Raw genomic sequence first — 23,329 nt, forward strand, 5'->3', positions numbered from 1 at the left:
AAAACAATAAAACCACACTCGGCGTATGGCTTTGCCTACGCCGTACTTTTTTGTAGCTTGCAGCTACTAACACCAATCTTCATTTATTCCAAATAGCTAATTGCATGTGTGCAGGTGTAATACAACCTAAAATTTATATATTTTCACACTATCAATATTCAAATTAGAAAAACATCCCCTCAAAGCCCCGCCACCCCCAGCACATCCTTTAAAAATGTAGAACTATTGGTAGGCAGTCCGTTGGAAGCTTTCCAAAGGCAACCTTTTACAAGGTTGCCTTTTTATTTTGTGCTGTAATGCCTTGCAGTTGGACAATAGTGGCGAAGAGGGTATTGATACTGACGGTTCAAACTGTGTTATTTTTCTTATTGTACATCATTCCTTCGGGAAACAGTAGGTATTGTAATTTCTTTTCTTAATATTTTGATGAAACCCAAAGTTGGCTTAGGTTTTCTGAAAGTATACGCATGTAAAAAATATTACATTAAAATAAGTACAAGAGGTTTAATCCTGAATTTTTTTCTGACTGCTTCAAAAACTGTAATTTCATGCTATGCAAACAAAGCCTGTTGGTCCATTGTTTGTTTCATTCCTAACCTCATTAAATGGTACTTGCTTATGAAAAAGCTATCTTTCCTCACATTTTTTTTGTTTTGTATGCATATTGTAGCGCATGCACAAGTAGTAATGCCGCCGGAAGGTTCGCCTTTAGAGGGCAGATGGGATATGGTATTACAATTGAACGGTAAGGCATTACCTTCCTGGTTGGGCGTGTACCATTCCGGGTTGAAAACACTGGTAGGACAATTTGTAGGCCCTGGAGGTAGTGCCCGGCCTATTTCGGAAGTGTTTTTTGAAAACAATACAATGCATTTTGCCATTCCGCCACAATGGGAACAATCAGATAAATATTTATCCATAGAAGGTACACTACAGGGCGATAGTTTGGTGGGTACGGGAACCAGTAGTGAGGGAGAACATTTTACCTGGATAGCCCATAGGGCGCCTCGCCTGCACAGAGATAAACCTGTTGTTTGGGGTGAACCCATCCGCTTATTCAATGGCAAAGACCTGAGTGGCTGGCATGCCATGGGCAAGAACCAATGGGTGGTTGAAAACGGCGTGTTGAAAAGTCCACACTCGGGTTCTAATTTGGTAAGCGATAAGAAGTTTAACGATTTGAAACTGCATCTTGAATTTCGGTATCCTGCAGAAAGCAATAGCGGCGTTTATTTGCGCGGTAGGTATGAAGTGCAGATCATAGACAGTAAGGGCAAAGAGCCTGCTGTAGGTTTATTCAGCGCTATTTACGGCTTTATAGCTCCGAGCGAAATGGTGGCTAAATTGCCCGGCGAATGGCAGTCGTTCGACATTACCCTGGTGGACAGAATGGTTACTGTAATTGCCAATGGTATAAAAGTAATTTGTAACCGCGAAATACCCGGTATTACCGGAGGTGCTTTAGACAGTAATGAAGGTACTCCCGGCCCCATATATTTCCAGGGAGATCATGGGCCTATTGAATTTAGGAATATTGCAATTACACCGGCAAGAGAGTAGAAATTAGGTGGTCGGCTATACTACCGAAAAGTAACGATAGTAGCTAGAACCAGATTCGAATTAATAAAATAGTAAATAAATTTATTTTCATTGTTGTACTACTAAAATTGTTTAATATTGGTTAAATCCTGTTTCGAATAATATTTTAACCGATTTTAAAAGATAGGCACTATCACTAATTTTTAAATAAACATTTTTTAGCCTGTGATGAATTACAGCAATAGATGAGAGCGCTTTTTTAGTTAAGTTTTGTGAGGGAATTGTGTTTTATTTTATATTTTTTTGTATAGCTATTTGTAAGCAATTTTTAAGCCCATCAAACACCTATCTTCAGCTAGCTTTACATGTATAAAATAAATAAAATAATAGAGAGGTGAATAAAAAATTATTGTTTTCATTTTTATGCTTATGCTTATTAGAATAAGTGCATGCACAGCGGGTGTTAAATTTTGAAACTGCTACTACAGCACAACCCAAAGATTTTGTGTTTATTAGTGGTACAGGCGGTCAGGTAACTTTTATTAAAACCCCGGCTACCACTAATTATACGCCCTTTTTAGCACATGCGGGTTTAAGTTATGGAATTTCAAAAAATTTAGATATTGGTTGCAGGCTTTGTACTGTTCCCATACCATGGTTAATAGTAGGCCCAACTTTAGGAAGTGCTATAGATGCAAAACTGCGATTAACCAATATTACTGCGCCCTACCAAATAGCTGTAATTGCCGGCGGGGGTTATGCTTATTTGAAAATATTGGATAACAATAAATCTGCTTGGTCGCCCGGGGTGGCCATTTCTATCACCCGACAATTGAATAGTAGTACTTCCATCACATTTAATAGCAGACTTTTGCAAACAGTTATACCAAGTGCATTGGGCGGTAAAGATAATAATTATGTTAGCATATTTGGCGGGAGTATCGGATTGTCTAGTAACCTGAATTCAGTAATTGGTATAATTCCTGAAATTGGCATTTTTAACTTGAGCGGAAAAATCAATAACGTGGAAAGTAATGGCATTGGAATTCAGGCAGGTGTAGTATTGAAAGTAGATTTTAAAAAAGCCGCGTTTGTTAAATAGTATGATAATATATAGGTATTATATGAAACGTAGTACAATCATTGTAGTTGGATAGAAAATACTATACTATTTTAACTTTGCATGTTTTGTTATATTAAAATTTCGTGAAATATTAAATCCGAAATAAATATCTCCATTCGCCCAACTTCCTGCAGTTCGGGTAATATAGTAAGGTTCTGTCATTCCCTGCGAGTTGGAGAAGACTAGTTGAAATACATGCCCGCCTGTTTCTATTTCCCAGGCAAAAGAAAGAGAATTATATACAGTCATCGATACTACTTGATTAGGTGGAAGATAATTGTATTCGCTTGTAATACTCATTCTATTGGTAAGTTTTACGCGCCCTCCAATACCGATTGCAAAGATATTATTGGCATCCTGAGCTGTAGGCACTAGATTGTAGTGGAGGAAAGTGGGCACTATTTGTAATGAGTATTTTTTAAATTTTCTTGCAACTAAAAATTGTGCTGTATATACTGTACGGTAGCTGGCATCTAAATATGGTTTATCTGGGTAACGTTGGGTATAATTCGATACTCCCAACAGTATATCTGCTGTTACCGGAATTTTATTGCTGCCATCAGTCTGTCTTACAAATTTATATTTTACATAACCATCAAAAGCTTTATCTAATGAAGTTCTGCCAACACCCACCGAAAGAAGATCCGTAATACCATAGTCAAAACCAAGACGTAATGTTGCATTATCCAATCCAAATAAATTATAAGCCCCACTGTTTAATGCGCCAAACCTATGCATAATAAGAAAATACATAGCACCTTTTGCAGGCGATTCAACCGTTTGCATATTTACAATATGGTTGCCCTTAAATGTTCCGGTAACATAGGTGGTTTTAGCATGTGCAGCTACCGAATCGTTTAACATAGATAGAAACGAGGAATCCTGCGCTTGTATGTTTTTACAAATGCCTACTAAAAAAATAAACAGGAAAATTTTTCTTGTTCGCATATTATTTTTATTTTGTTGTACAGGTAATATCTACTATTACATTCATTTTTTCTTCAATTTTATTGCGTACAATCGAAGGAATACTGATACCATAATCTTCAGGTTTTATATAAAATTGTGCATGTCCCAAAAGTTTACCCGCTTTAACCTGTAGGGTTGCGGGTGTTTGTATATTGTGGGTTATTCCATGAATAGTTAGATTACCATTTACATTAATTGGATAAACCCCTTCCTTTGAAACATCAACCGTACCAGAGAATTTACCAATAAAATTGGCTTTAGGAAATTTATCTGTTTCCGCATAATTTTCGTTGAAGTGTTCCTGCATCAATTCTTTTGTGAATAGAAAGCTTTTCATCAATAAAACAAATGCAATGTCTTTATTATGTGTATCAATGGCGGCATATACCTGATTATTTTCAGCTCTTATATCTTCAAACGGTGTTTTGGAATAAAAACCAATAAATCCTGTTCTAGTAAGATATACCTGGCTATATCCTAAGAAAAAAAACAGGTTTAAACAGATCCATAATAATATTTTTTTCATATCACCATTTTTAAAACTTAATTATTTTTTGTACCCTGATTTATCCATGCTTTTATTTTGTTAATATCGCAGTCAGATAATTTGCCTCCGTCGTAAGGCATCGGCACATATCCGGGTGCATGTGTTATGTTCCCAACCAAATAACCATTATCAGCCCATTTTTTTAAATTAAAATAGCCTTCAAGAATAATGCCACCACTGCCCCCATTTGTTACTGCTCCATGGCAACGATAACAGTTGGCATTAAGTATGGCAACAATAGTAGTGCTATATTGCACATTGATGGTATCGCAGGAAAGTGTTGAGGGAGATAAAAGCTGGTCTTCACTTTGTTTGGTACAACTTTCAAAGAATAAAAGAGATGATAGCAGAAGGGCTAAAAAAAATATTATTTTATTTTTCATTTTGTTATGTTTTAGAATACATTTTTTGCTCTTATTTTTCTATAATACAATCAACTAAATTTACATCCATTAAATAGCCTGCACATCTTCCTTTGATAAGTATGACTGATCCAATTTTAGGAGGCTCTATTTGTTTTTTTTTCGGGAAATACATACTGCAATTAATACCACTTAATGTATTTCCGGCAGCAAGATGCACACTAAAAGAACTATCGCTTAGCTCAACATCGTCTACTATACCACTCAGTTCAATTACTTTTCCTGAAAATTTTTTATCACCTTCACCTTCATTTTCAGAATATAGATGATAAAAGTTAACTGCTGAAGTAGTTATTACAGGTTTGCTTTTTTCTACACCCTGGTGTGGTTTATTGTATAAATACCAGGCATATATTAAAGAACATAAAATGATAACAATGATGAGAATGTATACATGTTTATGTTTATTTATGCTTATTCTCATTATAATTTAATTTTATTGGGTAGACGAAAGCAAAATATTTTATGGTTTATTTTGAAAAAAAATTATCATCTGTTTTCTTTATTTATGCCTGTTTTTTATTTTTTTCAATAATTTAAACTGCGTTATTATTATCGCAGGGGGTTAATTATAATATTACATACGTAATATTTTAGAAAAAGGTTGTTTAGCTCATTTAAAAAATAAACGTTTTTGGAATATCATATGGTCTATTACTGTTTTGAAAAGCTTTGCATCCAGTTTTTAAAAAAGCTCTCTGATTAGCGGGTAAAATGGGAAAAAACTACAAAAATTTCATTTTTGTAATCAAAAGTGTTTTTTGAATAGTAAGTAAGCTTTAAATCCGCTTTTATTATAATTGTAAGCAAAACAATTTTACAGTATTAAATTGCTGTTGTCATTAATTTATTAATAAAATTATCAGGGGGATATTAAAATGTTGCAACGCGCAATAAATTGTTCAGTAAATGAAATTATTTTCCCAATTTCTTGCTAAAAAGAGTAAATTTATAATTGGATAAAAATGAAGTCATAATATTAATCATTCATTGAACAATGAAACAAATTCGGCGCCGGTCATTATTTTCCATGACAGCTATGCTGTTTGGTATATATATTTTTGGTCAGCAGATTATTAATAGAACTGTGTTAAGGACAAATCAGGAAAGCATAAAACAATACATTTGTGAACTGGCACAATATGGTAAAGATAGCCTGGGTAGAGGTAACCGTGTAGCTTTCAGTAATGGCGATATAGAAGGACGGGCTTATATAAGCAAACTGATGAAAAAAAACGGTTTGGATGTGCATATTGATGCTGCTGGTAATATTATTGGCAGCAGAGCTGGACAAGATATGTCATTATTGCCCATCGTCATGGGTTCTCATACCGATATGGTATCACTAGGTGGTAATTACGATGGAGCAGTAGGTGTAATTAGTGCCATTGAAGTGATGCAGGTATTGCAGGAACATCATGTTGTTACCCGACACCCCTTGCAGGTAATTGATTTTATAGATGAGGAAGGAGGGGTAGTAGGCAGCCATGCTGTAGCAGGTAATCTCAACAAATCAGCACTACATGAAATAAGTTCCAGTGGATTAACCATTGCTGAAGGTATTCGTGCTGTTGGAGGTAATCCAGACAAGCTCGCAGATGCAATAAAGCCTAAAGGGAGTTTTGCAGCTTATTTGGAACTGCATATTGAACAAGGAGCTTTTCTGGAAAATGAAAAAAAGGACATTGGTATAGTAGAGGGAATTGTAGGTATTGAAGAATGGGAAGTAACTATCAACGGATTTGCTAACCATGCAGGTACTACACCAATGCTACACCGACAGGATGCTTTACTGGCAGCAGCAAAGTTAATTGTGTCTATCAATGATATCGTGAAAGGCATACCAGGAATACAAGTGTGCAATGTAGGCAAAATAGCTGTGGAACCTGGCGCCACAAATGTAATTCCCGGTAAAGCTGTATTTAGCCTTGAATTACGTGACCTTGATGAAAAAAAAATTTGGAATATGTTTAAAGCAATTGAACTTCGCGCAGATAGTATTGCAACCCAAACGGCTACTACTATTAGTTTTAAAAACCTACACATGTCATCTAAACCGGCTTTGATGAACCGTAAAATTCAAGATATCATTAAAACTTCCACTACACAATTAGGATATTCTTATAAAGTTATGCCCAGTGGAGCCGGGCACGATGCACAGGAAATGGCCCTATTGGCACCAGCCGGAATGATTTTTATTCCAAGTGTGGGAGGTATTAGCCATTCGCCCAAAGAATATTCCACACCTGAAGCAATTTATAAAGGAGCCAATGTACTATTACAAAGCATATTACAATTAGACCGACAATAGAAAGTAAATATACTTTAAGCTAAAATTACATTTATTATTTGTGCTTAAATCTTGAAGATGCTCACAAATATTTCTACTAAGTTATCACTGCTTCGAATGAATTCAATATGGAAGTATAGTTTAATAACATTATTGGTATGTTTTGCATGGGAGCCAAATTATGCCCAACCGATCCATCACTTGCTTTTGATCAAGCATTTGAATGGTAATTTTTATATTTTTACTACTTATGGTAACATAAATGGTATGCCATATCCTTCCAATGGTATGTATGTAGTAACCAATAACGGAGTAGTATTGTTGGATACGCCGTGGGATACTACGCAGTTTCAACCTTTGTTAGATAGTATTCAAGCCCGCCACCATCAAAATGTAGTGCTCTGCATTGCCACCCATTTTCACAGCGATCGTACCGTTGGTTTACCTTATTATGCAACAAAGGGAATTGCCACATACAGTTCAACAGCAACGCAAAATTTATGCAGGGAAAAAAATGAAGGGATAGCCCAATATGTTTTTACAAAAGATACTGTTTTTAGTGTTGGGAATGTTCAGTTCCAAACATTTTATCCGGGCGAAGGGCATAGTAGTGATAATATTGTTGTCTGGTTTCCCAACGATAAAATATTATATGGCGGATGTTTCATAAAGAGTAAGGAAACAAATAATATAGGTAATTTGTCAGATGCCAATGTGCCTGCCTGGCGTGTGGCAATTCAACAAACCATTCAGAAATTTGCGCAGGCGGCTTATGTTATACCCGGACATTTAGATGGATATGGAGTTAATAATTTGGCGCATACAGCAAAATTGGTAGATGATTATCTGAAAAAAAATCAATAACCTTTATCTGATAAACAGGGCAGTATTTCCCCTTTATCAGAAGGTACTGCTTAATTTCAAGGTTTAAAGACACGCCATGCTTAAACAATTAGTATTGCTTTTATATACCTGCCTGCATTTTGTTGTTGCCTTACAAGCACAGGTGCATTCTGTATTTCATGAATTACCAATTGCATTGCATACTCCTGCCGGTACTATTGAAGGAACCTTATCGCTGCCTGAAAGTACTGCCCCCATGCCCGTGGCACTCATCATTGCCGGTTCGGGCCCTACCGATCGTAATGGCAATAATCCTTCCATGCAAAACCAGAGTTTAAAAATGCTGGCTGATAGTTTGGCTACACATGGCATTGCCTCTGTGCGGTTCGATAAACGCGGTATTGGTGCCAGTGCAGCCGCATTAAAAAGTGAGTCTGACATTCGGTTTACTGATTATGTACAAGATGCCATTGCCTGGTTGCAATTATTGCACAGGGATAAAAGATTTAATTCAATCATTGTTATTGGGCATAGCGAAGGTTCTTTAATTGGTATGTTAGCCTCAAAACATAGCGCTGATGCATTTGTGTCGATAGCCGGTGCAGGTAAATCTGCCGGTACATTATTGAAAGAACAGTTGGCTAAACAGCCGGAAGTAATACGTAATTGGATATATGCTGATATTGATACATTAGAAATGGGTAAAACCTTACAATACGTTAACCCCTTACTGTATAACCTGTTTAGGCCTTCTATTCAGCCTTATTTAATATCCTGGTTTCGGTATAATCCTACCACTGTTATACAACAGCTAAGCAATTTGCCTGTATGTATTATTCAGGGCATGAATGATATTCAGGTGAGTGAAGCAGATGCACAATTATTGGCAAAGGCGAGTACGAAAGCAAAATTGGTGATGATTCCCCATATGAATCATATTTTTAAAATGGTTACAGGTGATAGAAATGCCAATATAGATACCTATAATAATCCGCAATTACCCATCAGCGCACAATTGGTTGAAGCCATTGTAACATTTATTGATGGATTGCATTAAGCCATGAAAGGCACAATGTTTTTAATGCAGCACAATGGTGCTTTCCATATTTTCTAAGGCAACACCTTTTGTTTCGGGCATCATTTTCCACACGTACAACAATTGTAACACCATCATAAAAGCAAAGAAACCAAAAATAAGGGTGCCCGATACTGTTGCTGCGAAAAAGGGAAATACTTGTGCTACCAATGCCGCAAATGTCCAATGCGTTAAACAGCCAAATGAAGTACCACTGGCGCGAATGGCATTGGGAAAAAGTTCTGATAAAAATACCCAAATAACAGCCCCCTGCCCAACTGCATGTGCCGCAATAAATAGAAATACATAATATACAATCATGCTGTGATTGGCGCTATTGAAAGCAATCGCAATTAATGATAAAGAAACAATATATCCGAAAGAGCCAATAAACATAAGCGTTCGGCGGCCAAATTTATCAATCAGCGACCAACCAATAATGGTAAAAATTAAATTCACCACACCAATGCCTACTGTTGAAAATAAAGCGGCGCTGCGGCCAATGCCGGCCATTTCAAATACTTTGGGTGCAAAATAAATAATGGCATTAATGCCCGAGAGCTGGTTAAAAAATGCAATCAAAAAAGCGAGTATTAACAAACGTTTATTTTTTTTCAGGAAAAGTTTTTCTTTACTAGAACTTACTGAATTTTTAATGCGTTCAATTAAATGGTCGGTCGTATCTTCTGTTAAAGCCAATACTTTTCTGGCTGCTGCATCATCTTTTTTATACAATACCAGCCAACGGGGTGTTTCAGGGGTAAATAGCATCAGTATGGAAAATGCAGCTGAAGGAATGGCAACTACACCCAGCATCCAGCGCCAGTCGTTTTTTCCATCGAAGCCCTGTAGTAAATAATTTGAAAAATAGGCTAGTAAAATACCGGCCACTACATTCAACTGAAAAGAAATAACCATGCGTCCCCGATATTTGGCGGGTGCTATTTCAGAAATATAAACCGGTGCTACTACTGATGAGGCTCCAATACTAAGTCCGCTGATAAAACGAAAGAGCATAAACGCATATACGTTAGTAGAAACTGCAGCACCTAACGAGGTAATTAAAAATAAAATACCAATCCAAAACAAAGATTTTTTTCGGCCTATTTTATTAGCAGGAATATTACCCAGCGCCGCTCCAAATGCGGTACCATACAATGCCATGGCAATAGCCGTTCCATGCATCCAGTTGCTAAGTTGCCAGAGTTGTTGAATTGCCTGCTCGGCTCCCGATATAACGGCTACATCCATACCAAACAATAAGCCGCCTAAACCAACGGTAACAGACCATAAAATTAATTTTTTATTCATAAAATTTTATTAATCATTTATTTATTGTGTGTAACTGAAATTTATTTTTTTATACATCAAAAAATATATTATATAAATTATAAATATTTTTAATGAAAGTACAAAAGCAATGTGTTTAGCGCTTAAAGTGGTTGAAGCTATTGGTGGGTATAAATAAAAGGCAATCAATCGGTTCAACATGTAATAAAATTTAAAAGAAGTAATCCTTTTAACAAATATTATAACATACCGAATGTAATGAAGTGAAACTATATAAAAAAATATTTTAAGGAGCCATTCGTTTTAATACTTTTACTTCAATAATATATATTTATATTTTAGTAAAATTGAAAATATTATAGTTAACTTAGTCGGTAAAACCGCGAGAAGGTAATGATGTGAAAATTAGGTGCATATTAATGACTCTGAAATTTTTTTCATTATAATCAGTGGAGAAATTTAAGTTATTTAATTTCATTTACCAGCCAATATATTCAGGTGGTTTAATGTTATTTAACCTAAGATAAACAAGTAATTCGGCTCTGTGGTGTGTTTGATGATCTTCTATTAAATTAAGGAATTGGATTTTATTTAATTGGGTACCTGACCAATCAAATTTTTTCATTAAACTGGCTGTATCCAAATGTTTAAATGATGTTATACCATATTCATAGGCTTTTTTTACGAAGTTTATAGTCTGGTCTTTATTCATTTCTTCTGCTACCAGGTTGTTCGAAAATGACGGTAAATTTGGTTGTTCATTTAAATACTTTATGCAAAGCCAAATTATATTTTTACCCAAATGAATTAGTTGTTGTTTAAAAGACATTTCGGTACTTACCGGCCTGAAATTATACAAAGAATCGGGCATTTCAGACGCCACTTCGAGTGTGTATTTCTCGGAATTTATAAATTTGTTTATATGTGCTTGTATAAGCGCATTGTTATTTTGTGCTTCACAAAAGAAGGGCACTAAAATAATGGTAATTAGTGTAGTAAACATTCGCATAGCCTATTATATTTATTATTTTTTTAAAAATTAAATATGGGTTGTAAAAATATTTATATTTTCGAAAGGGGTTAATTGAAATTGATTAGAATAAAGGTATGGATAAATATAAAATAACGGCATCTCTTTAAATGCAAAAATTTTTATTTGTTCAATGGTTTGTGTAATATTTTTTTAATTATTATAATATCCTTTTTAATATGATTTAGTAAAAAAATTATAAAACCAAATAATTATGTTAGCACCAGTGAAAAAATTGATTTTTTTATTTTGTTTTCAATGTATCATTATTCCTTATATTTTGGCTCAAAAAAAGATTGATATAAAAAATATGCCTGTTCGTGTAGTAGTGGCAGGAATCAGTCATGGGCATGTTGCATGGATTTTAAATAATATACACCGGAAAGATGTTAATGTAATTGGTATCTATGAACCAGATCTGCAATTAATTAAACAAACCATTCAACAGTATCATTTAGATAGCAGTTTATTTTATACTCATCTGGGTTTAGCTCTTGATAAGTTGAAACCAGAGGCGGTTCTGGCTTATGGTTCTATCCATGATCATTTAAAAGTAGTGCAAGCCTGTGCTCCCAGGGGGATACATGTAATGCTTGAAAAGCCATTAGCAACCAATTATAAGGATGCAGTTGCAATGCAAAAATTAGCACAACAATTTCACATACTTCTTTTAACCAATTATGAAACATCCTGGTATCCTTCCACTGAAAAAACATTTGAATTATTGAAGGACAGTAATTATGTTGGGCATATCAGGAAAGTTGTCTTTCATGACGGGCATCAGGGACCGAAAGAAATAGGCGTGCCGAAAGCATTCTTTAAGTGGTTAACCGACCCTGTTGAAAAAGGAGGTGGCGCAATTATTGATTTTGGATGTTATGGTGCAAACTTGATTACCCGGATAATGCATGGTGCACAACCCATTTCCATACAGGCAGTTACCCGTCAATTTAAACCTGATATTTATCCAAAGGTTGATGATGATGCAACTATCATCATTAATTATCCAACAACACAGGCCATTATTATGGCCTCTTGGAATTGGCCTTTTAGTCGAAAAGATATGGAAGTATATGGGGATACGGGGTATATCATTTCGGTAAATGCTGAAAAAATGCGTTTCCGCAAAAATGAACAGGAGGAAAAAGAAAAAATTATTACAGCAAACGATATTCAGGTGTTTACTAACCCCTATGCATATCTATATGCCGTACTTAGAAAAAATATTACCATTGCGCCTTATGGTTTATATTCTTTAGAAAATAATTTGATGGTCGTTAAAATTCTGGATAAAGCCAGAGAATCTGCTAAATTGGGGCGAACTGTGCTTTATTAAACCGTTCATCATTCAGTTAATTATTGCAGCAAACGCATTTTCGTGCGATAATGATAGGTATACCTCGATGAACTTTATTAAAAAAAGTGCTCGAAATCCTTTCAATTGTTTCAAAAATGTTTAAGACAATTAGTATAAAATTATTCTGATGATGGTTCTTGGTTTTCAAATTTTTTTTGAAGTATACCAGTTCATTTTACACTATTTTATTGGCTGATCAATAATGTTATCGATAATAATAATTAAAGTAAATGAATTAGAAGATTTTTGATTTGGAAACCATGTATATTGGTTAACTTACAGATGATTGTAATTATTAAAGAAATGAACTTAATTATCTAATATGTCTTCTTCAAAAACTAAAGTAGTGTTATCATTATTTTCTATAATGTTATTCGTGTTTACTTATGCCCAACAGAAAGGAACGGCAAAAAATCCTTTTATACTGAACCCTACCGATTCAACAGTTGTATGGGGAAGTTACTGGTCTGAAATGCCACCGGTTTTACACATCCATTCTGGCGATTATGTAAGAGTACGAACTGTACTAACATCTAATCCAGAACATCTTATCAAGGCTGGGGTACCTGCTAATCAAATAGAAAAGCAATTAATTGCTGTACAGGCTGTAAAAGATCGTGGGCCAGGCGGGCATGTATTGACAGGGCCTGTATTTATAGAAGAAGCAGCGCCTGGCGATGTATTAGAGGTACATATTGACAGCATTGATTTGCCCATTGATTATGGCTACAATGGTATAGGGCAAGGTGGTTTTTTGTCGGATGAAATATTTGACCGTAAAACAAAAATTATTCATTTAGACCGTGAGAAAATGTTAGGTCATTTTGCCGATGGAATTGAAATTCCATTACATCCCTTTTTTGGTAGTATGGGTGTTGCGCCACCTAAAAAAGCGGGTAGATGGAATAGTGCCCCACCTTGGATCCACGGCGGAAATTTAGATAACAAAGAGCTTGTAACGGGCACTTCACTTTATTTGCCGGTTTTCGTTAAAGGCGCTTTATTTGAGATTGGAGACGGCCACGCAGCCCAGGGTGATGGTGAAGTAGATATTACGGCAATTGAAACTTCTCTCATCGGTAAGTTGCATTTTATAGTGCACAAGGGCAAAAGTCTACAATGGCCCAGAGCTGAATCTGCCACACATATAATTACAATGGGCTTTGACCGTGATTTAAATGCTGCCACTCATATTGCAGTTCGGCAAATGATTGATTATTTAATGCAAACAAAAAAACTTTCAGAGGCAGATGCCTATATGCTATGCAGTGTGGCTGCTGATGTAGTTATAACAGAACTTGTTGATGGTAATGTTGGGGTGCATGTGATGTTGCCAAAATACATTTTTGTTTCACATTAAAACTTTTGTTGCATAAGATAGATACTTTTTATAAAATTACCATAACTGCATGCTTGTATTTAAATTATTATCTGAAGTTTCAATATAGGTATTGTTATTAGAGGTTCCGGTAAGTTATTTATTTTTCAACTTCAAATTTTTTAGATGGTACCAGAATTCCTTCGGAAGTTGGATGGTCAGGTGGCCGCATTAAGTTTGGAACAGAGTCGAATGGAGGTTTTCGAAATTGTGTGGTGTCTAATTGCATATTCAAAAGTTGCAATGGCTTGGCCTTAGAGGAAGTAGATGGCGGAGAAATGAATAACATTATTGTAGATAATATTGTAATGGAAAATGTTCGGCATTACCCTATTTATATTACATTGGGAAGCAGAAACAGAGGGCCGTTAGCAACGACTAAAGAGGGGAGCGTAAAAAATATTTATATCAGTAATATACGTGTACTGAATGCCGATTCTTTAAGTGGTATACAAATCACCGGTGTGCCGGATTATGCCATTCAAAATATTCAATTGAGGCATATTACGGTACAATACCAAGGTGGTGGTACAAAGGCTGATGGTTTGCGTTCGTTTCCTGAATTAGCCAAAGGTTATCCTGAACCATTTTTGCTCGGAAAAACGCCGGCTTACGGCTTGTTTGTTCGGCATGTGCAGGATTTAACATTGAGTGATATACAATTTGAAACAATCGAAAATGATGAAAGGCCTGTAATGTATTGTAATGATGTAAATGGGATTGAAATAGACGAATTGAAAGCACCGGTAGCCAGGGGTATACCTGCTGCTGTTTTACATAACGTAAAAAATATTGAAATAAGGCATGCACCCTTATTTCAAAGTGTTGTGGCTGATTAGTGTTTGATAGGTGAAAGTTATTCTGTTCGTTTATTTGTATTCATACTGTAGGTTTCCCATCTTTAAATCCGGCTTTTTTATGTGAACCATCGCAAAAGGGTTTATTACCCGATTGACCGCATCTGCAAAATGCCGTTACTTTATTCTTTCTTGTTTCATGGCCAAAGGCATCTGTAATCCATACATTTCCATACACCAATAAGGGTCCGTCAGGTACTGCTTCCAATTTCGTTTCAGCTTTTATTTCAACCGAGCTTTCATCTTCTGCAATATTATTGTAATAAGATAAAGCGCCTGACGGGCATTGGTTTACCTGCTGTATTAATTGTGCAGTAGTGGCTGCCTGTATATTAATCCATGGTTTCAGATCAGTATTAAAAACAAGTGGTAATCCGCGTACACAAATGCCTGAATGAATGCATACGCCCGGCTTCCAGACAATGGTTATTTCACCATTAGTATATTTTTTTGTCATTGTTCCTTTATTCATAGCGTATGGTTTAGCGTTGTATGAATATGTGTGCTTCCCGATAAAATTTTATGGATAGGACAACGATTGGCAATATACAGCAAGCGTTCCTCCTGTTCTTTTGTTAAAGTTCCAGTGAATTGAATGGTTCTTTCTATTTGCGTACCTTTTTCCGGTTCGGCTTCTGTTGTAATATTCACTTGTACCCGAATACAGTTTAACGGCCATTCTTTTCTGTCGGCATACATTCTAAGTGTAATGGCAGTGCAGGTTGCCAAACTGGATAATAGTAACTCATGTGGATTCATTCCTTTTTGAGTGCCACCTACATCCAAATGCTCATCGGCAATAAATATTCCTGATGGCGTTTCTAATGTAGTGCTGTATTTTTCCCGATGTATGGTAGCTGTAATTTGCATGGGTGTGAATTGGTATTTATGTGAATTGGTATTTAAATGTACTAATCTAACTTCAGATCAATTCAAAACAGGGTGTTCCTTTTCCTGTTTTTCGCACTTTTTTAAACCTTCCGCTGAAAGTATTGATTTACTGGATTGACTTTTGAAGGTGGGTGTTACAGAGCAGAAAAAGGAGAGTACTTTTTTTCTGCTATTGTTTTCATCATACTTCACTCCGCCGGAGTGATGACAAACTTTTTTTGGAGAAGGTTATCCCTACAAAGCCCCTCAGGGGCAACGGTATGTTGAAGCGTTAATATGGAGGCGAATTTAAAACAAGCTAATTGTTTTCGCAAAAAATCAAAATAGGTTTTATATGGCTTAATACAATTGCTCATCATAAGGCAAGGGGTCTACCGTTAGAGGCTCCTTATTTTGTATAAAAGGATTGCGGTAGGCTACATAAGCCGATAAGCTGCACATTAATATCAATAAAGATAAACCTTTTGAAAGTCCTGCTTTCTCTGATATAAATCCAATTACCGATGGCCCGGTTAAAAATCCTACCAATCCGCCTGTAGTTACCATCGCAAAGCCCTCCACAGTTGTTACGCCGGGTATATTGGCCGATGCCCTGAATAAAATAGGCACAATACAACAACTGCCTAAGCCCACCATCACATAACCTATAATTGCTATTAAAGCTACCGGAGCGGTTACTACTACTAAAAATCCGGTTGCTGCCAACATAGCACCATATACAACCATATTTTTACTGCCTAATTTGGTAATCAATGTATCGCCATTTAGTCTGCCAAAAGTCATGGCAACCGAAAAACCGGCATAACCCAAACTGAGCAATGCTTTGGGTGCATGCAATACTTCTTTAAAATAAATGGCACTCCAGTCGGCTACACAACCTTCCGCCATAAAACTCACCATGCAAATAAATGAAATACCCAATATGGTTAAGGAAGGTAATTTTACTTCTGAACGGGAATGAATGATATCAGTATTGCTGAGCAATTGTGCTTTGTTGGAAAGAATCACCGTAACAATGAATAATACCACCAGCACAATTTGAATGCCGGGTGGTACATGCACCAAAAATAGCAAGGCCGCAATACCGGCGCTTACCGCCCCGCCTAAACTATACATACCATGACAGGTACTCATGAATAAGCGGTTGTATTTTTTCTCTAATAAATTCACCGTGGCATTGCTTGATACGCCATTTAAAAAACTGGTTAACCCATAACAATACAGGCATATCCAAAACATGGTTCTGTTCACCGAATTAATTTGCGCAATCATAATACAGGCCATGGTAATATAGCCACCTACCATCCACTTGCCCACTGGTATTTTACTGAAAATACGGGTAGAAATCAGCATGCCGGTGATGGCTCCTAAAGGCGATAACAACAAAGAAAGCCCGAGGCTGCCATCACTAAAACCCATACGGGCTTTAATGCCGGGAATGGAAGCTACCCAAATTCCAAAAATTAAACTGGAGGTGGCAAATAAAAAACCCACTGCCAGTACTGGTTTGGTTTTAATAAAAGCAAGTATATTTTTTAACATAAAGGTTTGCTGACTGGCCTGTTCAGCTACAGGATTGTTGCAGCAAATTAATACATTTTATGTCGCATTTTGAATGCTATTATTTATTTTGATATTGGTTAAGTTTCCTGCCATACTATGGTGGCAGCTATACCAATATCCTGTTACCTTCTTTACCATTCTCTGATTTTGTGCAGCAATATCGGCCTGTTGATAGCAAAATATGCAGGTATGCTTCATGCATACAAATTGTGTTTCATAGGTCATTTGCAATGATGAATGGCAGTACTGTTTTCGGAACGATTGTATTAACTTGCCATTCTTGGTATTGTTTGTATTCAATTCATAAAAGTATGTCGTACATCACACATTTACAAAAAGACAAGAAACTGGCTACCGTTATCCGGCATCATGAACCTTTTTGTTTGCAGCCGCGTAAGCCGGTGTATCTGCAATTGTGTAATGCCATTATTGGCCAGCAACTGTCGGTAAAAGTGGCGGCTGTTATAAAAAGCAGATTTCTGGCATTATATCCATCTATTCCTACCCCCGCCGATATTGCACAAACGCCTTATGAACAATTAAGAAGCATTGGTTTATCGCATGCCAAAGCCAATTATGTACATAACGTAGCCCAATTTGCGTTAATAAATGGTATGGAGCAAAAACAATTGAGTAAAATGAGTGATGGGGAAGTGATTGATTATCTTACCCAAATAAAAGGCGTAGGGCGTTGGACAGTAGAAATGTTACTCATGTTTACTTTAGGAAGAGAAGACGTATTTTCTGCAGATGATTTGGGTATTCAACAAGCTATGCAAGCCATTTATCAACTTCCGGCAATGGACAAAAAAGCACGGCGTGAAAAATTAGAAAAAATTGCCAGAAAATGGCGCCCTTATCGCACTTATGCCTGCTTACATTTATGGCATTGGAAGGATAACCCACCGCACTTTAATTGAGAAACATGCATTATACCAATCGGCAGGGAATTTCCAAGTCTTCCGATAAATAATAAATGGCGCAAAGCCGGTGGTATCCATCGGCAATGATTAATTTTTGCTCACCACGTATCAACAAAATTGGGGAAAGTTTTTTTCCCTTTTTTACTTTTTTGATATTTTCATTCACGTGCAAATTATCGGCAGGTAATAATGGTAATTGTGCGGCTCGCAAAATGTCTTTTGCTTTTTTGCGAATGGTTTTGGCTTTTTGAAGCTGAGCAGCATATTGTTTGGCTTCAGGTAAAGGAAATAATAATTCCAGATAGTCTATCGCTGCCGGAAAATCGTGTGTTTCGGGTTCGGGTAACCAGTATTTAGCCATGTTTGTTTTATTTTCAATAATAACGTTGAAGTTAAAGCATTTCTGATGTGGGTACACAAAAAACCGGTAAACTGTAATACAGGGTTACCGGTTTGGAAACAGATAACAGATTCGTTTATGGATTTGTGCTGTTAATGAAATCTGCAATATCTTTCTTAAAAGTAACCAATGATGCAGGGTGCACATACATCATGTGTCCGGCATCAAAATATTTCATACTGATATTTTTTTGAATAGCGGGTTCTAATCCCAAATGATCCATGGTGTATTCTGTACCATAAAAAGGCGTAGCCAAATCATAATACCCATTGAATACCAAAACTTTCAAATTGGGATTCTTGCTCATGGCATTGGCCAAATCTGGTGCGGTAGAAGGCGGGTAAACTCCTTCGCCCCAAAGGCCGCCTTTGCGCTGCCAATCCCATTTAAATCCTTCTGCATTATAAGCAGAAATATGGTAATACATGGTTTTATTCACCTTCAGCTCATTGTACAGGTAATTTAAAAAAGTAGCGGTATATGCCGGTGTAATGGCTGTGCTTTGTGGGTCAAATCTTGCATTTTCGGCTAATAAATTTTGATTAATACCGGTAAAGCGACTATCTAACCTGCCCACCGTAAGGTGCTGATCACGCAATAATTCCTGTGTAAACTGTGGCTCCGTTACCCTCAGGTTGGCTTTTAAAAGATAGTCCTTACTCAACCCGGTATAAGCGGCTAATTTTTCAGCCACGGCATTTTTAGTGGCTGCATCTATTTTATCGCCCAGCATCAATACAGTGGTATAGGCACCTTTGGCATAGTTGGTAACCTCTTCCAAAAAAGCGGGCAAATTAGCGGGCTGATTGGGTAATTTATGATGGAAATAAGCAGTGGCTGCATAAGTGGGTAAATACATTACATAAGAAATATCATCGCCCGGACCAAAAGTTAGCTGGCGCAGATCTAAAACGGAAGATACCAATATCACACCATTAACGGCAATGCCTAACCGTTCCTGCAGGTAATTTACCACACCAGCCGAACGCATGGTACCATAACTTTCGCCTAATAAATATTTGGGCGAATTCCAACGGTCGTTTTCTGTAATGTATTCTTTAATGAAATTACTGATAGAGCGCAGATCTTGATCCACACCCCAAAAATCTTTGTTTTGTGCTTTGCCAATGGCATGGCTAAAGCCCGTACCAATGGGGTCAATCATCACAATATCGGTTACATCTAAAATAGAGTTCTGGTTGTCTTCTACCTTATAAGGCGGTGGCGTTGGGGCTGCTAAATCGTTAACAACAACACGGCGTGGGCCTAAGGCACCCATGTGCAACCAAAGAGAAGATGAGCCAGGGCCGCCATTATAGCCAAACAAAACCGGTCGTTTACTCAAATCACTCACGCCATCTTTGGTATAGGCCACAAACCCAAAGCTGGCAATGGGTTCGCCCTTTTCATTGTTTAAGATAAGGGTACCGGCTGTGGCGGTATAATTCACTGTTTTGCCGGCAATTACAATACTGTGGTGTGTAATGGCTACTACCGGTTTTGCAGAAGTAGTATCATTCAATGGCTTGGGAGACGGGGGTGGTGTTGGTTGCCCCAATAGTTGTACAAATAGTGCAAATAATGCAATATGCAATAGGTACATTTTTTTCATATATAATTGATTGATGGTTTCATAAATACAAGTATTGGGGGCATTGCATTTTTAATCTTCCTTTTCTAACAAATACCAAATATTGCCTAAGTTAATAAAAATAAGCATTTCCCTATAGCGTAGCAAGCTCAAAAACAGGTTATTGTGCTATATTCAGTTCATTTAATACGTTTTTAATGCGCAGGGTAAGTGAGTCTTCATCGGTATAACCTCTTGCCAACAGATAAAATTTAGAATCCGATGCCTGCAGCAATACGGCCGGGAATCCCGTTACCTGTAATTGTTTGCAGAGCGCAAATTCGTAATAAGCTTTTTCTTTATATAATTCACTGTGCAATTTTTCGTAAAACATATCAATGGGCAAATGGTATTTGTGAAGCAGGTGTCGATATGCTTCATCATCTGTTAAATCCCTCCCTTCATAGTGTAAAGCATATTGCAAATCACTTGCAAAAGCCAATTGTTGATCCGGGAAATATTCTTTAAAAATACAGAGTGCAATGGCCGGTTTCTCAGAGTGCGAAAACCAGTCGCTCAGCTCCGGATGAAAAATATGCCAGAGATAATCTTCGCCAAAGCGAATACCCGTTGTTTTTTCAACAGTAGTATAAGCCTGTTGAATATATTGTGCAGTTGCGGCAATGGGGGTGGGCTGTTCGGGCAATACCATGCCACCGCTGAGCACTTCAACGGAAAAATATTCAGAAAACTGAGCGGTTATTTTTTTTAAAACCGGACTAAAACCATAGCACCAGCCGCAATAGGCATCATAACAATAAATGAGAATAGGTTGCATAAGCGATAAGCTACAATTGGGCAATATTGCTGCTGCAAGTTAGCAGGAAATTGTTACACAAATACTCATGGATGGTAAAGCATATAGCACAATACTTTTCCTGTTGATTTAAATACGCAAAGGAATGTACCCGCTTTGCGGGCTGCGCAGCGGTTTGTTGGTATTGACTGCATTAAAATGGTGCATCCGGTTTAAGCCAATAGCGGCAGGCATTGCCGTTGTGGTAGCAGGAAAAAACAGTTGCAGCAAATATGGCACTGGCAATCGTTGAAGCCATTTTCAGCCATTTGCTGTATTGGCGTTGTGGGCAAAAGCTGAATCAGTAAAAAAGCGTTTTTTATTGATTGAAGTTTTACTACGCACCAATTGCCGGCCGTACCATATAAAAGGAAGAAACAGTTGCCATAGTATATTGATTTTTTGTGTTTTCAATATACAACATTTGTGAGGTGGTTTCCAAATTTTTTTGCCGGTATTTTCTGCAAAATGTTACCGTAAAAACCGCAGATAAAACACCCGACATGGTTCATCCAATCACCATCCATCTCCCGGTTTACAGCGTTGCGTAACGCTGTTGTATCGAAGCAGTATCGAAAAAGGGTGGGGGCGGGTATATACCAATAGTGGTGAATGGGATGGGGCGGTTTGGGTTGATGCTACTCAGGTTTGTGAAATAGTAAACATGCGAATCTGTATTTTGGTAAGTGAATAGAGTGAATGAGTGAGCAGGATAAATACATTTTAATTATTTTATATAATAATTGGTAGGTGTTTTGTATATTTGAGAGATAACTGCCATTAATCTGACACAACCCAAGATGAGGAAAAGACGAGTTTGGTCAATTCAACATGAACTTTTAGAGAAAGCTAAGGAAAGCGCTTTAGCTGCTGTAAAAGTATTTAATGATCCACTTATAAAGTTTAAATCAGAGAGTTTTACAGTTTTAATGATAATTGCATGGACTTACCTGCTTCATTCCTATTATCGTTCAAAACGAATAGAATATAGGTATCATGAAGTTAAGAACAAGCGTAAAAAATTTGACAGGACAAAGCGAGGTTCATATAAGTTTTGGGAGTTGGAAAGATGTTTGAATGACAAAGCTTACCCAATCGACAATGATGCAAAAAATAATCTCAAATTTTTGATTGGTCTGAGGCATGAAATTGAACATCATATGACCCTCAACCTTGATGATTTTATTAGTGGACGTTATCAAGCTTGCATATTAAACTTTAATAAATACTTAACGTGTTGTGCTATTAAAATCTGTTTTCGTTTGAAACTCATTGCCTAATGGTGTTTCAGTAAACTCTTTATAACTAATGGCTGTTGAGCCAAGTTTATTGAAACATATGCTCAGTAAGTTTTTCAGAGCTTAATGGCACAACGCGTTAAATACTTAATAAAACTTTTTGGAAAAGTCAACTCTCTTGAACAATACTTATCATATTCGTTACAATTTTTGGAACTTTCAAAGCATAGGTTTACCTGTGCTTTTTTTGCAAATGGTATAATAAATAAGCACGCAATAATGATAAGCTAATAGTCAGTATTAATGGTTGTAAAAATTTTTGCTTATTTTTAAGGGTATAGGTTCATTTTGAGTTTTGCAAACATGTTGAATAATACATCCTCAATATTTTTTTAATATTGTTATATATAATAATGTTTAATATGTGAGTATATGGATATTCTTAAAAAATTGCCTTTCCAAACTGTTGAGAATTTTATCATTCGCGTAGGGGCAATAGAACATGGATGGATGGATATTACCATTGCAACCCCTGAAAAGCAATTCAGTTATTTAGCAAGCTATAGCACTGACCCATTGAATGATTTATTAAATGCTACTGTACTTTTATTAACAGATAAACCATTTCATATAAGAGGTAATTGGTATTTAAATGAAAAAGCTATTGTTATTCACGATTTGGAAGGTTCAATTATTTTATGGCTGATTATTAATTCAAATGGAATCTTTACAATCCTTATCTGGGAAGATATCAATCAGGAAATGATAGAGGATTTATGTCATTATAATTTTGAAAGTGCCATCTACCAAAAATTTGAATTTGAAGAACCACCTGATCTTTCAAAAAAATTATTATTTGCCTTAAATGTTTCGGCTATTTTTTTTGCGAAAACATTAAAAAATATTCTTGATGATTTAAAAGAAAGGGTTGAACAAAATAATTACGAAGACAACTGGGGATATGAATATTCTGAAGAAAATTATACAAAGCTCATCAATTGGTTGGCAACTCATTCATAAATTATACTGTTGTTCTGATACACTATTTTATTTTCAATCTTAGATTTTATTTTCAAAACAATATTTTTAATTGTGAATAAGTTTAAGATAGGGGAAACATGTTATTGAATATCATCGCAAATTCGTGAACCTTTGTATAAAATAAAAA

At 36.4% G+C, this 23,329-nt stretch carries 26 protein-coding genes; 11 read left to right on the plus strand and 15 right to left on the minus strand.

All coding sequences use genetic code 11. The features are described 5' to 3' along the window. Positions 1-618: 618 nt before the first annotated feature. Together JK139_RS13560 and JK139_RS13565 are read left to right on the plus strand one after the other, a co-directional pair. Positions 619-1,560 carry a 3-keto-disaccharide hydrolase gene (locus JK139_RS13560; protein ID WP_218331613.1) on the plus strand — a complete coding sequence of 314 codons (942 nt, stop codon included), beginning with the start codon at positions 619-621 and terminating at the stop codon, positions 1,558-1,560. Positions 1,561-1,999: 439 nt separating this feature from the next. After that, positions 2,000-2,641, plus strand: coding sequence for a hypothetical protein (locus tag JK139_RS13565; protein ID WP_218331615.1), 642 nt, complete (start codon positions 2,000-2,002; stop codon positions 2,639-2,641). 66 nt (positions 2,642-2,707) lie between these two features. On the opposite strand, the gene JK139_RS13570 is transcribed toward JK139_RS13565, so the two are convergent. The 4 genes from JK139_RS13570 to JK139_RS13585 are packed head-to-tail and all read right to left on the minus strand — an operon-like array spanning position 2,708 to position 5,024. Further along, positions 2,708-3,610 carry a DUF5777 family beta-barrel protein gene (locus tag JK139_RS13570; protein ID WP_218331617.1) on the minus strand — a complete coding sequence of 301 codons (903 nt, stop codon included), beginning with the start codon at positions 3,608-3,610 and terminating at the stop codon, positions 2,708-2,710. A 7-nt stretch (positions 3,611-3,617) separates the two neighbouring features. Next, positions 3,618-4,157 carry a YceI family protein gene (locus JK139_RS13575; RefSeq protein ID WP_218331619.1) on the minus strand — a complete coding sequence of 180 codons (540 nt, stop codon included), beginning with the start codon at positions 4,155-4,157 and terminating at the stop codon, positions 3,618-3,620. Between the two features lie 17 nt (positions 4,158-4,174). Further along, on the minus strand, positions 4,175-4,561 hold the full coding sequence (locus JK139_RS13580; RefSeq protein ID WP_074420594.1) for a c-type cytochrome: 387 nt from the start codon (positions 4,559-4,561) through the stop codon (positions 4,175-4,177). Between the two features lie 31 nt (positions 4,562-4,592). Beyond that, on the minus strand, positions 4,593-5,024 hold the full coding sequence (locus JK139_RS13585) for an OB-fold protein (protein WP_074420595.1): 432 nt from the start codon (positions 5,022-5,024) through the stop codon (positions 4,593-4,595). Between the two features lie 573 nt (positions 5,025-5,597). On the opposite strand from JK139_RS13585, the gene JK139_RS13590 reads away from it, so the two are divergent. From JK139_RS13590 to JK139_RS13600, 3 genes are all read left to right on the plus strand, one after another. Further along, positions 5,598-6,911, plus strand: coding sequence for a Zn-dependent hydrolase (locus tag JK139_RS13590; RefSeq protein WP_218331621.1), 1,314 nt, complete (start codon positions 5,598-5,600; stop codon positions 6,909-6,911). Between the two features lie 96 nt (positions 6,912-7,007). Next, positions 7,008-7,754 (plus strand): BlaB/IND/MUS family subclass B1 metallo-beta-lactamase, encoded by a 747-nt coding sequence (gene bla / locus JK139_RS13595; RefSeq protein WP_218331623.1) that lies wholly within the window; start codon positions 7,008-7,010, stop codon positions 7,752-7,754. 76 nt (positions 7,755-7,830) lie between these two features. Beyond that, the gene (locus JK139_RS13600) at positions 7,831-8,790 is read left to right on the plus strand and encodes an alpha/beta hydrolase family protein (RefSeq protein ID WP_074420048.1); all 960 of its coding nucleotides are present in this window, start codon (positions 7,831-7,833) and stop codon (positions 8,788-8,790) included. A gap of 21 nt (positions 8,791-8,811) precedes the next feature. Here the strand turns inward: JK139_RS13600 and JK139_RS13605 are convergent, their stop codons facing one another. Further along, complete coding sequence (locus tag JK139_RS13605; RefSeq protein ID WP_218331625.1) at positions 8,812-10,119, minus strand: sugar porter family MFS transporter; 1,308 nt, start codon at positions 10,117-10,119, stop codon at positions 8,812-8,814. Between the two features lie 457 nt (positions 10,120-10,576). Beyond that, positions 10,577-11,101 (minus strand): DinB family protein, encoded by a 525-nt coding sequence (locus JK139_RS13610; RefSeq protein ID WP_074420050.1) that lies wholly within the window; start codon positions 11,099-11,101, stop codon positions 10,577-10,579. A 241-nt stretch (positions 11,102-11,342) separates the two neighbouring features. Between JK139_RS13610 and JK139_RS13615 the strand changes: the two genes are divergently transcribed. After that, the gene (locus tag JK139_RS13615; protein WP_074420051.1) at positions 11,343-12,464 is read left to right on the plus strand and encodes a Gfo/Idh/MocA family protein; all 1,122 of its coding nucleotides are present in this window, start codon (positions 11,343-11,345) and stop codon (positions 12,462-12,464) included. A gap of 343 nt (positions 12,465-12,807) precedes the next feature. Next, positions 12,808-13,845 (plus strand): acetamidase/formamidase family protein, encoded by a 1,038-nt coding sequence (locus tag JK139_RS13620; RefSeq protein ID WP_218331627.1) that lies wholly within the window; start codon positions 12,808-12,810, stop codon positions 13,843-13,845. A gap of 118 nt (positions 13,846-13,963) precedes the next feature. On the opposite strand, the gene JK139_RS15680 is transcribed toward JK139_RS13620, so the two are convergent. Next, positions 13,964-14,092: a hypothetical protein gene (locus tag JK139_RS15680; protein WP_262900187.1), complete on the minus strand. Its 129-nt coding sequence runs from the start codon at positions 14,090-14,092 to the stop codon at positions 13,964-13,966. Positions 14,093-14,111: 19 nt separating this feature from the next. Between JK139_RS15680 and JK139_RS13625 the strand changes: the two genes are divergently transcribed. Next, positions 14,112-14,702 (plus strand): hypothetical protein, encoded by a 591-nt coding sequence (locus JK139_RS13625; RefSeq protein ID WP_074420052.1) that lies wholly within the window; start codon positions 14,112-14,114, stop codon positions 14,700-14,702. A 40-nt stretch (positions 14,703-14,742) separates the two neighbouring features. Here JK139_RS13625 and JK139_RS13630 read toward each other — a convergent pair whose 3' ends face one another. The 4 genes from JK139_RS13630 to JK139_RS13645 form a co-directional block, all read right to left on the minus strand. Continuing rightward, positions 14,743-15,192: a (4Fe-4S)-binding protein gene (locus tag JK139_RS13630; protein ID WP_074420053.1), complete on the minus strand. Its 450-nt coding sequence runs from the start codon at positions 15,190-15,192 to the stop codon at positions 14,743-14,745. Then, a complete protein-coding gene (locus JK139_RS13635; RefSeq protein ID WP_074420054.1) occupies positions 15,189-15,590 on the minus strand; it encodes an OsmC family protein in 402 nt (133 codons plus the stop codon). The genes JK139_RS13630 and JK139_RS13635 overlap by 4 nt, the downstream gene beginning before the upstream one ends. A gap of 360 nt (positions 15,591-15,950) precedes the next feature. Next, positions 15,951-17,153 carry an MFS transporter gene (locus tag JK139_RS13640; RefSeq protein WP_074420055.1) on the minus strand — a complete coding sequence of 401 codons (1,203 nt, stop codon included), beginning with the start codon at positions 17,151-17,153 and terminating at the stop codon, positions 15,951-15,953. Between the two features lie 57 nt (positions 17,154-17,210). Next, positions 17,211-17,372: a hypothetical protein gene (locus JK139_RS13645; protein WP_179853748.1), complete on the minus strand. Its 162-nt coding sequence runs from the start codon at positions 17,370-17,372 to the stop codon at positions 17,211-17,213. Between the two features lie 113 nt (positions 17,373-17,485). Between JK139_RS13645 and JK139_RS13650 the strand changes: the two genes are divergently transcribed. Next, positions 17,486-18,094, plus strand: a complete 609-nt coding sequence (locus JK139_RS13650; protein ID WP_074420075.1) for a DNA-3-methyladenine glycosylase family protein — start codon at positions 17,486-17,488, stop codon at positions 18,092-18,094. 10 nt (positions 18,095-18,104) lie between these two features. On the opposite strand, the gene JK139_RS13655 is transcribed toward JK139_RS13650, so the two are convergent. From JK139_RS13655 to JK139_RS13670, 4 genes are all read right to left on the minus strand, one after another. Next, positions 18,105-18,458: a hypothetical protein gene (locus tag JK139_RS13655; RefSeq protein WP_074420057.1), complete on the minus strand. Its 354-nt coding sequence runs from the start codon at positions 18,456-18,458 to the stop codon at positions 18,105-18,107. A gap of 115 nt (positions 18,459-18,573) precedes the next feature. Continuing rightward, positions 18,574-20,109 (minus strand): S10 family peptidase, encoded by a 1,536-nt coding sequence (locus JK139_RS13660; protein ID WP_074420058.1) that lies wholly within the window; start codon positions 20,107-20,109, stop codon positions 18,574-18,576. 139 nt (positions 20,110-20,248) lie between these two features. Continuing rightward, positions 20,249-20,905, minus strand: a complete 657-nt coding sequence (locus JK139_RS13665) for a DsbA family protein (protein WP_074420059.1) — start codon at positions 20,903-20,905, stop codon at positions 20,249-20,251. 108 nt (positions 20,906-21,013) lie between these two features. Next, entirely contained in the window at positions 21,014-21,163 is a 150-nt protein-coding gene (locus JK139_RS13670) for a hypothetical protein (RefSeq protein WP_179853749.1), read from the minus strand. A 560-nt stretch (positions 21,164-21,723) separates the two neighbouring features. Between JK139_RS13670 and JK139_RS13675 the strand changes: the two genes are divergently transcribed. Further along, positions 21,724-22,203: a DUF3644 domain-containing protein gene (locus JK139_RS13675; protein ID WP_074420060.1), complete on the plus strand. Its 480-nt coding sequence runs from the start codon at positions 21,724-21,726 to the stop codon at positions 22,201-22,203. A gap of 390 nt (positions 22,204-22,593) precedes the next feature. Continuing rightward, positions 22,594-23,181, plus strand: a complete 588-nt coding sequence (locus JK139_RS13680; RefSeq protein WP_074420061.1) for a hypothetical protein — start codon at positions 22,594-22,596, stop codon at positions 23,179-23,181. Positions 23,182-23,329: the final 148 nt, after the last annotated feature.

Origin of the sequence: Hydrotalea lipotrueae (genome assembly GCF_019249625.1) — a bacterium.
GTDB classification, from domain to species: Bacteria; Bacteroidota; Bacteroidia; order Chitinophagales; family Chitinophagaceae; genus Hydrotalea; species Hydrotalea flava.

Coding starts and splice junctions, on each gene's coding strand:
- JK139_RS13560 (WP_218331613.1), top strand. CDS start 619: ATGAAAAAGCTATCTTTCCTCACATTTTTTTTGTTTTGTATGCATATT.
- JK139_RS13570 (WP_218331617.1), bottom strand. CDS start 3,610: ATGCGAACAAGAAAAATTTTCCTGTTTATTTTTTTAGTAGGCATTTGT.
- JK139_RS13575 (WP_218331619.1), bottom strand. CDS start 4,157: ATGAAAAAAATATTATTATGGATCTGTTTAAACCTGTTTTTTTTCTTA.
- JK139_RS13580 (WP_074420594.1), bottom strand. CDS start 4,561: ATGAAAAATAAAATAATATTTTTTTTAGCCCTTCTGCTATCATCTCTT.
- JK139_RS13585 (WP_074420595.1), bottom strand. CDS start 5,024: ATGAGAATAAGCATAAATAAACATAAACATGTATACATTCTCATCATT.
- JK139_RS13590 (WP_218331621.1), top strand. CDS start 5,598: ATGAAACAAATTCGGCGCCGGTCATTATTTTCCATGACAGCTATGCTG.
- bla (WP_218331623.1), top strand. CDS start 7,008: ATGAATTCAATATGGAAGTATAGTTTAATAACATTATTGGTATGTTTT.
- JK139_RS13600 (WP_074420048.1), top strand. CDS start 7,831: ATGCTTAAACAATTAGTATTGCTTTTATATACCTGCCTGCATTTTGTT.
- JK139_RS13605 (WP_218331625.1), bottom strand. CDS start 10,119: ATGAATAAAAAATTAATTTTATGGTCTGTTACCGTTGGTTTAGGCGGC.
- JK139_RS13610 (WP_074420050.1), bottom strand. CDS start 11,101: ATGTTTACTACACTAATTACCATTATTTTAGTGCCCTTCTTTTGTGAA.
- JK139_RS13615 (WP_074420051.1), top strand. CDS start 11,343: ATGTTAGCACCAGTGAAAAAATTGATTTTTTTATTTTGTTTTCAATGT.
- JK139_RS13620 (WP_218331627.1), top strand. CDS start 12,808: ATGTCTTCTTCAAAAACTAAAGTAGTGTTATCATTATTTTCTATAATG.
- JK139_RS15680 (WP_262900187.1), bottom strand. CDS start 14,092: ATGCAATTAGACACCACACAATTTCGAAAACCTCCATTCGACTCTGTT.
- JK139_RS13630 (WP_074420053.1), bottom strand. CDS start 15,192: ATGAATAAAGGAACAATGACAAAAAAATATACTAATGGTGAAATAACC.
- JK139_RS13635 (WP_074420054.1), bottom strand. CDS start 15,590: ATGCAAATTACAGCTACCATACATCGGGAAAAATACAGCACTACATTA.
- JK139_RS13640 (WP_074420055.1), bottom strand. CDS start 17,153: ATGTTAAAAAATATACTTGCTTTTATTAAAACCAAACCAGTACTGGCA.
- JK139_RS13645 (WP_179853748.1), bottom strand. CDS start 17,372: ATGAAGCATACCTGCATATTTTGCTATCAACAGGCCGATATTGCTGCA.
- JK139_RS13650 (WP_074420075.1), top strand. CDS start 17,486: ATGTCGTACATCACACATTTACAAAAAGACAAGAAACTGGCTACCGTT.
- JK139_RS13655 (WP_074420057.1), bottom strand. CDS start 18,458: ATGGCTAAATACTGGTTACCCGAACCCGAAACACACGATTTTCCGGCA.
- JK139_RS13660 (WP_074420058.1), bottom strand. CDS start 20,109: ATGAAAAAAATGTACCTATTGCATATTGCATTATTTGCACTATTTGTA.
- JK139_RS13665 (WP_074420059.1), bottom strand. CDS start 20,905: ATGCAACCTATTCTCATTTATTGTTATGATGCCTATTGCGGCTGGTGC.
- JK139_RS13675 (WP_074420060.1), top strand. CDS start 21,724: ATGAGGAAAAGACGAGTTTGGTCAATTCAACATGAACTTTTAGAGAAA.
- JK139_RS13680 (WP_074420061.1), top strand. CDS start 22,594: ATGGATATTCTTAAAAAATTGCCTTTCCAAACTGTTGAGAATTTTATC.